This window comes from Maribacter arcticus (assembly GCF_900167935.1).
In the GTDB taxonomy this organism is placed as follows: domain Bacteria; phylum Bacteroidota; class Bacteroidia; order Flavobacteriales; family Flavobacteriaceae; genus Maribacter; species Maribacter arcticus.
The window spans coordinates 291958-303158 of record NZ_FUYL01000006.1 but is presented as its reverse complement, the minus strand read 5'-3'; the positions used below and the strand labels follow the sequence as shown (position 1 = coordinate 303158).

Annotated in this window: 8 protein-coding genes and 2 pseudogenes; 3 read left to right on the top strand and 7 right to left on the bottom strand. The window is 38.0% G+C overall.

What is annotated here, in order from left to right; all coding sequences use genetic code 11:
* The 6 genes and pseudogenes from B5X55_RS11550 to B5X55_RS19015 all read right to left on the bottom strand — a co-directional run.
* Positions 1 to 307 (bottom strand): transposase (locus tag B5X55_RS11550; RefSeq protein ID WP_143814478.1); only part of this gene is annotated, 307 nt, incomplete at its 3' end.
* Between the two features lie 344 nt (positions 308 to 651).
* Positions 652 to 1467 (bottom strand): 3-keto-disaccharide hydrolase, encoded by an 816-nt coding sequence (locus B5X55_RS11545; RefSeq protein ID WP_079512773.1) that lies wholly within the window; start codon positions 1465 to 1467, stop codon positions 652 to 654.
* A 51-nt stretch (positions 1468 to 1518) separates the two neighbouring features.
* Positions 1519 to 1728, bottom strand: a pseudogene (locus B5X55_RS19345) (IS30 family transposase); the annotation flags it as partial.
* 20 nt (positions 1729 to 1748) lie between these two features.
* Positions 1749 to 3710, bottom strand: a complete 1962-nt coding sequence (locus tag B5X55_RS11540; RefSeq protein WP_079512791.1) for a DUF7133 domain-containing protein — start codon at positions 3708 to 3710, stop codon at positions 1749 to 1751.
* Positions 3711 to 3727: 17 nt separating this feature from the next.
* Positions 3728 to 5149: a 3-keto-disaccharide hydrolase gene (locus B5X55_RS11535; protein ID WP_079512772.1), complete on the bottom strand. Its 1422-nt coding sequence runs from the start codon at positions 5147 to 5149 to the stop codon at positions 3728 to 3730.
* Between the two features lie 686 nt (positions 5150 to 5835).
* Entirely contained in the window at positions 5836 to 6003 is a 168-nt protein-coding gene (locus tag B5X55_RS19015; protein WP_234999722.1) for a hypothetical protein, read from the bottom strand.
* Between the two features lie 751 nt (positions 6004 to 6754).
* Between B5X55_RS19015 and B5X55_RS11525 the strand changes: the two genes are divergently transcribed.
* Positions 6755 to 7678, top strand: a complete 924-nt coding sequence (locus B5X55_RS11525) for a Gfo/Idh/MocA family protein (protein WP_079512771.1) — start codon at positions 6755 to 6757, stop codon at positions 7676 to 7678.
* Positions 7679 to 7780: 102 nt separating this feature from the next.
* Here B5X55_RS11525 and B5X55_RS11520 read toward each other — a convergent pair.
* A pseudogene (locus B5X55_RS11520) lies at positions 7781 to 8254 on the bottom strand (recombinase family protein); the annotation flags it as partial.
* A gap of 356 nt (positions 8255 to 8610) precedes the next feature.
* On the opposite strand from B5X55_RS11520, the gene B5X55_RS11515 reads away from it, so the two are divergent.
* Both B5X55_RS11515 and B5X55_RS11510 read left to right on the top strand, forming a co-directional pair.
* On the top strand, positions 8611 to 9483 hold the full coding sequence (locus tag B5X55_RS11515) for an SMP-30/gluconolactonase/LRE family protein (RefSeq protein WP_079512769.1): 873 nt from the start codon (positions 8611 to 8613) through the stop codon (positions 9481 to 9483).
* Positions 9476 to 11194 carry an IlvD/Edd family dehydratase gene (locus B5X55_RS11510; RefSeq protein ID WP_079512768.1) on the top strand — a complete coding sequence of 573 codons (1719 nt, stop codon included), beginning with the start codon at positions 9476 to 9478 and terminating at the stop codon, positions 11192 to 11194. The genes B5X55_RS11515 and B5X55_RS11510 overlap by 8 nt, the downstream gene beginning before the upstream one ends.
* Positions 11195 to 11201: the final 7 nt, after the last annotated feature.

Here is an 11201-nt window from a genome sequence, read left to right as displayed (position 1 = left end):
GCCAGGGTAACTCTTCATCTATATCATAGCCTATGAAATACAAAATATCTAAGCGCATTGAACAATGTGCTATTAGCTTGCGGTCACTGATAAGGTTCTCTAAATAACCCACTAAACAAAGCTTAAAAAATACTACAGGGTCAATACTCTTTTGACCACTCTGTCCATAATAAGAATTGGTCAACTTATAAAGAAAACTCAAATCTAAGACTCCTTTTAAACGCCTGTAAAAATTGGTCTTGGGTATGCGTTCACTTAACTGAAAACTATTGAAAAGCTTCTCTTGATAATCTTTATGTCCTTGCATAACTAAAGTTAATCAATATCACTATTTTTAACAAGTACTTGTGCAACAGGCACAAAACCTATAAACAATACGGGCTTCGGGCTTAATCGAAAGGTTTGCGTATTTTTATGAAGTCCGCAAAATTTTTTGCCCCGAAGCTTCGGGGTTGCATTGGACAAAAAAAGAAAAAACAAAACAAAAAGATTTCGCTATGTGCGGGGCGGAAAGCAAACGCTAGTTTGCTCCCGTACTGTTCATAGCTCAGACGGTAGAGACAAGCTAGTCGTTCTCTATGTTAACAGGACGTATTTAATTTTAAATAGGACGGAGGGCTTTAATCATATCTTTCTCGCACTTTCGAAGGGTTAAAGCTGCTTCAAATATATATTTCGATAATAGATTTCTGCACCTTCTGCCTGAAGTAAAATTTTTCCTTTTTTCAGAGTTTTCCATTCCTTACTATCTTCATCATAATGTCCTAAATCAAATACTTCGTTAACTAATTTACCATTTACCATAAAGGTTGCTTTATCTCCTTTTACTTCAATGACTATTTTATTCCATCCTGTAATATTTTCCCAAAACCAGTTTCTGGCAAAGCTTTGATAACGTTTTTTGGGGTCTTTACCTTTAGTAAATACTTTTCCCTTCTGAGCGTAATGTCCATTGCTGGCGTCAATTTTTGTGCTACCACGTACTCCAATAAGCCATAAATCTCCTGTGTCTCCTTCTTGTATTTGACATTCAGCACCACTAGCCCAAAAAATAGACTCCTCAAATGCATGAAATAGTACTCCCGCATCTCTTACGGCTTCATGTCGTGGTTTGAATTTTTTATCACCCCACTTATATTCTAACGTTAGAATATAATTTTTATATTCTTTTTCTGTGATGAGTTCACCAAAAGGTTGAAGAGAATTTGCTTCAAGATCTTTATACGTTTGAATCATACCGTTTTCTATTGAAAACAACTCAACATCCGATTCCTTATTGTCAGTTATTATGTTCCACCCATTAAAATTTTCGCCATTAAATAAGGTTTCATAACCATTAGGTGGATTGTTTAAAATGGCTTCATCTTCAAATGATTCAGCTTTTGAATCTTTAGTGACTTTTTTCTGTTCTGAATTACAGCTTAAAAAAACTGTTAGAATAATGAAAACTAACAAATGAAATTTCATGATTTTCTAGTTATAGATAAGGCATTAAAAGTAATATTAAATATGCTGAGTTCAAGTCATAATAAGTACAACACACTTATTTTTTAGTTCCTCAATAGCATTATTATAATTGAACTTTCTAATCGGTCTGTACTTTAGTAATCTTTCGACTTCCTTTATTCTTTTTTGCGGCACTTTTCTTAGGTCAGTTTTCTTGGGAAAAAATCTTCTTATGACCCCTTTCCTGTTTTCTAGGGTTCCCTTGTCCTGAGATGTTGGACTTGCAACAAAAAAGAGAATGATTATTTTTTTAATGAACTAATCCATTGCGCAATTTCCTGGACGTCTACCTCCGGAATATGGCTCATGGGCGGCATCGGTGTATAATCTGGCCAGTTCCCTGGTTGGGGTTGGTATATAAGTTCTATAATTTTATCCTTTGAATATCCTCTTTCGGCTATATCAGCAAAAGGAGGCCCAACTGTACGTTTTTCCATATTGTGACATGAGGTGCATGTGTACTTTTCCAATAAAGGCTGCACTTGGTTGAATGTCTTTTTGGTCTCAGGAATTGATTTAATTCTTGCCTTTTCTTTGGCAGTAGCAACCTTTTCCTTTGAAGTGTTAATACGCCCTTTCATATTTGCAGAATGTTCAACCTTGGTTATTTCTTCTGTCTTTTTTGTCGCAGTTATTACCATAGCCTTGCCATCGGGTATCCTATTTAGGGTATAGTATCCTTTGGGGTGTAGCACCGGGAAATTGTTGTTGTCCGATCGAATACCATCAACGTCCACCTCATGGATATAGCCTTCCTTTATACCCTCCACGGACAAACGCACTTTCGTATGGTCTGCTGATAGCTCAATGCCCTTTACGGTACATTCCCCTTGATTGATTACGGGGCTCCCGTATTCATGATGATACTCATATGTAAAGGTTTTTAAATTATAAGAATCCGCGTCCCTTGCCGTAATTTCGTTTACAGGTTGGGTAAACTCTAGTTCAAACCCATCGGGCATTGCCCGAATAGCTTTTATCTCGAACGGCATTTTTCCGTTCCATACCAATTGCTGTAGACCAAAGAGCTCTCCACCCGTAGAGCCCCATCCCCTGCCGGTCATCCCGACGAACATACTATCGTCCGATCCCCAACACATTCGGAAAACACCAGAAGAGAACCCTTTCCGAAAAGGAAAGACAGCTCCTTGGTAAACTCCCTTAACTTTTTCCAGAAATACGCGATTAATCAAGCTTTGACCCTGGTCACCTACGAAAATTTGGTCCTTAAAGGGTCCAAATCCACCCTTATCATCCAAAAGCATACCTGAAGTAGAAACTCCCATATACCCATGGGGTATCCAAACGGAAGGAGTTTTGATACCAGGTATGTTTTTGGCCACTTCGAATTGGGGCTTCCCTGTATCTGGAATATCTCCTACCTTTAATTTTACGGGGGAATCTTCTTCCCCTGACCATTTTAGTCCTGCGGGATGACTGGTAAAATCACCTTTCTCCAAGGCGGTTATATAACCGGAGCCAATCCATCCTCCCTGGTTCTCGGCATAAAAGATATCACCCTCCTTGTTAAGGCCGAAAGCCGCTGGTGAACGAAAACCGGTGGCATAGGGCTCCATTGTTCCATCCTCCGAAATTTTCAACATCCAACCACGCCATTTTACCTGACTCTCCATATGGCCCCATCCTTTTGTTTTTCTCAATTCTGGGGAATGGTTTATCCATGCCAGATTCAAAGTTACAATCATTTTTCCATCCTTGTCGAATACCGGACCGTAGGCATATTCATGATAATTTCCCGTTACACGGAAAGGGTAGACCGTTTTATATTCATCGGCCGTACCATCCCCATCCAAATCCGTCAAGCGGGTAAGTTCTGGCCGTTGTGACAAGTAAAGTGACCCATCGTGATAGGCAAGTCCCAACGGTTCGTGAAGGCCATGGGCGAAAAGTTTAAAACTAGGAACCAGACCGTCCTTCATATATGGGTTAGAAATTGTCCAAACTTCACCCCTTCGGGTACTTACGGCCAATTTATCATTGGGTAGAAAAGCCATACCGCCAACGCCCAAAAAAATACCCTCAGGAATAGGTACTGTCTTTATTTCGTAATAATCACTCTCTTTCGGCTGGGTAATGGAATCGGTTTTATCTTGTGTAAAGCCGGAGAAAGTAAAAGTTAAACTCAATAAAAATAGTGTCACAAATTTGGCTTTATAAAAAAATGTAATAATAACTTGTGTCATCGTTCTGTGTTTTAGGGTTACCATATTACGGAATAAGTCAAGGTGGAATGTGGATTCTTAAGGGACACCAGCATTTCCCGTCCATGGTCATTGGTTCTAATTAAAGGTTCAATATTTTTGTCCATTCTTATATAATAAATTCCATCTACGCGGTACAGTCCCTTATCCACCAGTTCGATTTTAGTTGCCGATATCACCCTAAAATACAAATTAGAAGAAGAATTTTCTGTTGTAAGTGTCCGGTTTAAACCAAAACCATCGCTAGATGGAGAAATCTTATCCGATACTTTGATTCCATTGACCGTATATTTAAAAGTAGGCACTCCTTTCTTATCAAGTAGATATCCGTCGTTTTGAAGGTCGTCAAAGGCCAGGGAGTCCGGCCATGCCATATTGCTATCCGACAATCGGGCCACTGTCGGGGAATCGGAAAATGGCACCACGCTTCCCAAGGGCCTCGCCAATTGGGCCTCGCCCCTGCTGTGCCACATATCGGTCGCATCCATAAAACCTCCACGCCAAACCTGGAGCCATGCCCCTTGCCTAAGATCATAGGAATAATTAAGACCATCGGGTGCTCCCATCGAAATGATATAATCCAGTTTCTTATCCTCGAACATCATAAAACTGCGAAGCAAATAAGGTTTGTCATCCGGCTTTATCACAATGGCACCAATCCTTCCGTTACCCTTGGCATCGGTCTCTGTTCCCAATGGACGATACCGAATGTTCCGAAAGGCTACTTTACCATGATCCCCCTGAAAGACCAAAGGACCCAAAGCCTTTTCGTTATCAAAAATCGAGGCCCTAGTGGGGCCGGTAACCTCCACCTGCTGTTGCACCAATACCCCATTGAGATAAACCTCTTCAAAATGGGCATTGGCTGTTTTGTTTCCATTAGCATCAAAGCGGGGAGCTTGGAACCTTATGCGTAGATGCTGCCATAGACCTGGCGCCCTAGAGGCGTTTGCGAGAGGCGCCATACCCTCGTATCCTTTTACTGTCCGGGATTCGTCCCAGCGTTGATAGATGCCACCACAATCCGAAAAGGTAGGATTAGGATTCTGCCAACTGTCGAACAACTGTACCTCGTACCTGCCTTGGAGGTATACCCCGGAATTAGAACCCTTGTCCATCATAAAATCGACCTCCACTTCAACATCCCCAAACTCTTCTTTTGTTACCAAATGGCTGTGATGCTTGTCTGTCAGGTTGTTGAGTACTACCCCCGTGCCAGACTTTAGCTTTTTAAGATTCCATGCCTTGGAATAATCATTGGAAAACTCCGATGCTACGACCCAGTTTTTGCCGGCATCCTTAAATTCACCTAAATTGTTTAGGGGGATGTCCTCGAATTTGGATTCTTGGGATGTGGTTGTTTGAAAAAAAGTCAGGGTTAGGACCAAAATCCCGAAATTCATCTTTTGAAAATATCTCATGGCATATTTAAAATTACTATATTTATATATAATAAACTCCCTTTATGTATTCTAGTACAAAGAGACTTTTAATTAATTTTATCTTCATTAAGATTGTTTATTTAGGTTTATGTGTTAAAAATATAGATAATAATAATTTAATTGATAATATTTCATGTTACTCATAATTAAAACACCAAAAAATAGAAATTCCTAATAATATTATAAATCTGGAAAATTTAATTTGAATTAAAAAAAGCAGGGGTTTTTGTCTTGTATTGCTTCCAGGGTTTTTTAGAAAATTTTAACTTAAAAAGTTAAAATTACAATTGGGTCTAAGAATTTAATAATTTCAGTTTTGAAACCAAAAATCACCCGCTTAAGGGCAAGCGGATAAAAATATAGCGGTTGTTATACCTGGTATAATGCATCACTTCTTTACACCTTGTTTAATGGTGATTTTGAAATACGCAAATCAAAAAGACCGATGAAGTGTTGCAATAAAGTTAATGTGGAATTTGATAGATCATGAATAACGAAATCGTTTTCGTAATTTCTTTAGAAAAACACTGTGTAACGTCAGCCAAATTTGAATATTAAATCTCTATCTTAACTTCAAGTTGTAAGTAATCGGCAATGATCATTTAGTAACGATGCTTTACGCTACTTTGAGCGGTGTAAGCTCCTTGCGTGAACTATCTACGATATTACTTGCCTGTGAAGGCAGAATAGGACATCTGAACTTGAAGCATTTCCCAAAGCGAAGCACACTCTCCGATGCCAATAAAAATAGGAGTAGTTCTGTTTTTACCAGTATCTATTATTTCCTTTATAGCAAGTATGCTTCCTTTTAATATATGAGGTATCAAGCCCATAAGCGCGAAAACGTACGCTAAGAATTATTTCTTAACTTTTCATTAAGAGCTCCAAACAACTTCATAATTAGAGTCTTCTCTTTTTGGATAACCTTCAAGGCCAATTCTTAAACCCCCAACTCCTGCAAAAAGCTCCACAACTTTAATTGGCATATTTCTTAATTCTTATATTAAAATCTTCGAACCCCTAAATTATCAGTTTTCAATTTTAATTAAGGCGTTTTAACTAAGTTTCGATAAAGTATTTTTCAACATTGATAAAAAAAGGTAGGTTATACCCCTTTCAGACAAATTACCATTCTTTCTTTCGTCAGTTTACAAAGTATGTGATTATCACCTTTTAAGAAAATCTGTAAACTTCTTTCACAACTCTTTACATTACGCTTTTCAGGCAGGTATTCAAGACAAGAGTTAAACTCCCTGAACTATACTTTAAAAAGACCAAACTCTTTACAAAATCCGCTTTTTGTAAAGAGTAATAAACCCCACCCATAATTAAACTTTTAAGATTACATTCAAAGTACAAAAAAAGGCTTCTATACTTATACCCTTTAGGAGACTTTCAAAAAGTACTTATTTCCATTTCTATCGCTAAACTTTTAGAAAGTTCACTGAAAGGTCATTTTTAAAAGGGTCAGACGGTCGTTATAATAAACTCTCTAAGAACTAACTTTTGGCAATTAACTATATTACCGTTTGCAACAAATCGGAAGTACTTAGATACTAACGGTAAATTTATTAGATTCGTTATATGTCAAATAAATCAAAAATAAGAATCGCATTAATAGGATTAGGGAGTATTGCTCAAAAAGCCTATTTACCAATTTTAGCAAATCATTCTAAAATAGACCCGATTCTTTGTACTAGAAATACTCATACTTTAAATAAATTTTCAAATCAATTCAGAATAGCTACAACTTATTCGAATTTAGATGAACTAATACTCACAAAACCAGATGCAGCAATGGTTCATAGTTCAACTGAAAGCCATGTCCACATTTTATTAAAATTGTTAAAAGCAAAAATTCCTGTTTTTGTGGATAAGCCTTTAAGCTATTCGCTGGAAGACTCCGAAAGAATATTAGATCTAGCCTCAAAAAATAGATTGCCCATATTTCTAGGATTTAATAGAAGGTTTGCTCCCCTAATTAAATCATTATCAGGAGAATCAAATCCTATTCAAATATCATGGCAAAAAAATAGAGTTGACTTAGTTGGCAATCCAAGAGTTTTTATTTTTGATGATTTTATACATGTAATTGATAGTCTTCGTTTCCTAGGAAAGGGGTCAATTCAGAATATAAATGTTGTTTCTAGGGTCAAAAATGAAAAATTAGAAAATGTTCAAGTCCAGTGGCAACAAGGGGAAACACTTCTCCTTGGGGGAATGAATAGAGTTAGTGGTATTACTGAAGAAAGGATCGAATATTATACAAAGGGGAATAAATGGGTGATTAAGGATTTAAATTCTGGAACGCATTTCACAAAAGAAGAAGAAAATACGTTGAAATTTAATAATTGGGAATCTACTCTTCATAAACGAGGGTTTGTGAATATGATTGAAAATTGGATAAATATTGTGCAAGAAAGAACGTTTAATCCTGAATCAATTGAAGATATTTGGAAAACACATCAGTTATGTGAAACTATTTTAAACCAAGTATTAATTAGTTAAATTTGACAGTGGGGGTTGTTTTCCCATTGCGTGGAAAAGGTAAAGTACGCCAGCAATGCGAACTCCAATTTTACGTTTTCGGGTGAAGGAAAAATCCCTTGTTCATGATTTACTCTTTTTCAAATTGTGCTTTTTGATCCAAAGAGAAAGGTTCGCTTCGCTAATACCATAACGCTTGGCGATAAATTTCTGGGCGGAGCCATTATAGAGCAAAGCCTCTATCTCTGGTCGAAATTTATCCAGTTTGCTTTTCCCCGTTCCTTTTGGCCTGCCCAATTTGATGCCTTGTGCCTTTTTTGCTTTTAAGGCCTCCTTGGTTCTTTTGGAGATCAGGTCACGTTCGATTTCGGCGGCCATTGAAAAAACCATTGCCATGATTTTACTTTGAATGGAATCGTTAAGTTGCCAATTGCCCTTTACCGCATGTACATGGATGCCTTTTTCCATGGAAATCGACAACACTTGCATGATTTCCAGCATACTACGTCCTATCCTAGACAGTTCACTAACGATTAAATTGTCACCTTCTTTGAGTTCCTCCAGAATTTTGGCAATCTTTCTTTTTTTCCAAGAAACCGTACCTGATGCAAAAAACGGTCAAAGTGAACCACTGAAAACGGAATTTTTTGAGCCACTTAAAAAATCATTTCAGACTATGCTATGCTATAAAAGGGTTTACAATAATTATTGCTATGCTCACTTTAATCCGGCGCACCTGGTATACTTCGACCGGCTCATCCAGAAGACTATAAGATTAATTCACGCTTCATTCATTTATTCGGAATAAATGGGAGTGTATTTACCCTCAAGCCTTTGCTAGAAGTCTCACATTTGTTAGCATTTTTAGTAATTTCATGAATATCATTTTTTAGGTCAGTTTTACATTTGTATTTTTAGTTGAGATATTCTTATTAACAACTCAAGTTTACTTAATGCAAGTAGCACCCCTATTTAATAGTTCCGCAGAACATGGTGAAGGCCCAGTTTGGGATCCTATTTCTCAAAAAATATATTGGGTTGATTTGCTACAGGGAATTTATTTTAAAGGTGATTTATCGAGTAGTACTATGGAAGAGTTTTCCATAGGCCAACCACTTGGGTTTTTAGCGTTACGTGCAAATCAAGAAGGTTTGGTAATGGGTGTTAGAGATGGGTTTGGATTTTACAATGAAAAATCACAGCTTTTCAACTTGATTGAACCTTCTCCCGAACAACATAATTCAGAAGTGCGCTTTAATGATGGTGCCGTAGATCCGGAAGGCCGCGTTTTTGGCGGTACGATGGAATGGAATGGCGCAGATAATAAAGGAAAGCTCTTTCGCTTGAATACAGACCATTCCTGGAATGTATTAGAAGAAAACATCCATATTACTAATGGTATGGGATGGAATCCTGAAAAAGATACCTTTTTTATGATTGACACCAATCGCAATGCAGTTTTTGCTTATGATTACGAAATAGAATCGGGGAATATTTCAAACAAAAGAACACACATCAAATTTGCGAATGCGGAATTCCCCGATGGCATGACTATAGATAGTGAAGGTGGATTTTGGATTGCCCTTTGGGGAGGTAGCAAACTAGTGCATTTTGATAAAAAGGGAAACAAAATTGAGGAGATTCTAATGCCGGTATCACACCCAACAAGTTGTTGTTTTGGAGGTGCCGATTTAAAAACACTTATTATTACTACTTCAAAAGTAGCATTATCAGAAAAAGAACGATTAGAAAACCCTTTAGCAGGAAGGCTTTTTAAAATAGAAACGAATACCGTAGGACAAATACAATCAAGATACCATGGATGACAAAAAGAAAATGAGAAGCCAAAATTGGTTTGGAAAAACAGGAAAAGATGGATTCATCTATAGAGCTTGGATGAAGAATCAAGGCTATCCTGCTGATGAATTTGAAGGAAAACCAGTTATTGGCATTTGTAACACCTGGTCAGAATTAACACCTTGCAATGGGCACTTTAGAGAACTAGCAGAGCATGTAAAAAGAGGTGTCTGGGAAGCTGGCGGGTTTCCGTTAGAGTTTCCGGTAATGTCATTGGGTGAAACTTTAATGAAGCCAACAACAATGCTGTATCGAAATCTTGCTAGTATGGATGCCGAAGAAAGTATTCGCGGAAACCCTTTAGATGGCATCGTACTATTGGGTGGTTGTGATAAAACAACTCCCTCTATTTTAATGGGTGCTTGCAGTGTCGATTTACCTACAATCTTCATTTCTGGCGGACCTATGCTCAACGGTAAACACAAAGGAAGAGATATTGGCACAACAGACGTTTGGAAATTTAGTGATGCCAACCGAAGAGGAGAACTCAGTCAAAAAGAATTTGTTGAAGCTGAAGCAAATATGTGCCGAAGTGATGGACATTGTGCTGTTATGGGCACCGCATCAACTATGGCTTGTATGGTAGAAGCTTTGGGGGTTACCCTACCCCACAATGCAGCTATTCCAGCTTCAGATTCGCGTCGTAAGGTATTAGCGCATATAAGCGGTCGTCGTATTGTTGACATGGTCAAAGAAGATTTAACGTTATCAAAAATTCTTACCCGTGAGGCTTTTGAGAATGCTATCATGGTGAATGCGGCAATCGGCGGATCAACAAATTTTGTGGTACACCTTTTGGCCATTGCCGGAAGAATTGGTGTGAAATTAGATTTGGAAGATTTTGATAAATTTTCTGAAAAGATTCCGCTCTTGGCGAATTTGCTTCCTTCTGGTAAATTTATGATGGAAGACTTTTATTATGCAGGTGGATTACCAGCTTTGATTAAAGAATTGAAAGCTCACTTACATACAAATGCCTTAACTGCAAACGGTAAATCGATTGGAGAAAATACCGATGATATAACGTGCTATGACACCAACGTCATTGGTTCTTTAGAAAACCCATTTAAAGATGATTCTGGCATTGCTGTTGTCAGAGGTAATTTATGCCCTGACGGCGCTATACTAAAACCTTCTGCGGCTACACCGGCATTAATGCAACACAAAGGCAGGGCTTTTGTATTTGAAGATATTGAAGATTATAAAGCGAAAGTTGATTTGCCAGATTTGGACTTGGATGAAAACTCAGTTTTGGTCTTAAAAAATGCAGGGCCAAAAGGTTACCCAGGAATGCCAGAAGTTGGGAATATCGGACTACCGAAAATGATGTTGGATAAAGGAATTACGGATATGGTTCGTATTTCAGACGGAAGAATGAGTGGTACGGCTTTTGGAACCGTGATACTGCACGTTTCTCCCGAATCTGCCGTTGGCGGTACTTTCGGACTCGTAGAAACAGGTGATATTATTGAGTTGGATGTGGCGAATAGAAAACTAACCTTACATGTTTCTGATGAAGTTCTGGCCGAACGCAAAAAAAGCTGGAAAGCACCTGATTTAGGATACAATAGAGGCTATGCAAAAATGTATATTGAACATGTAGAACAGGCGCACCAGGGCGTAGATTTAGATTTTTTAAAGGGAAAATCAGGAAGTGAAGTAAATAGAGATTCACATTAATTAGAAA